Raw genomic sequence first — 333 nt, forward strand, 5'->3', positions numbered from 1 at the left:
GCCCAGGCAGCACAGGATCGCGGTGGCGTCGGCCACGCCCCAGTGCAGCAGCAACAGATACGCCGCGCCGGTCAGCAGCGCGATGATCGCGTACAGCTCCTTCTGGAAGATCAGCGGCGCCGGGGTTGCCGGCAGAGCGACCGGAGCGGCCTTCTTCTTGCGGGCGGCCGGCTTGCGCTTGGCAACCTTCTTCGCTGCCTTCTTCGGGGCAGCCTTCTTGGTGGCGTCCGAAGCAGTACTCATCGTTCAACCTCGATCTTCAATGCAGGGGGCGATGCCCGGCCTCAGGCCGCGGCTTGCCGGAATTCAGGGGTGCGCGACAGCAGCGAGAGC

1 pseudogene is annotated in these 333 nt (G+C 67.0%); it reads right to left on the reverse strand.

The features are described 5' to 3' along the window. Positions 1–117 (reverse strand): annotated as a pseudogene (locus ABGA94_RS13875) (trimeric intracellular cation channel family protein); the annotation flags it as partial. Between the last annotated feature and the right edge of the window lie 216 nt (positions 118–333).

Source organism: Stenotrophomonas sp. 3diitr2024 (genome assembly GCF_042136455.1).
Taxonomy (GTDB): domain Bacteria; phylum Pseudomonadota; class Gammaproteobacteria; order Xanthomonadales; family Xanthomonadaceae; genus Stenotrophomonas; species Stenotrophomonas sepilia.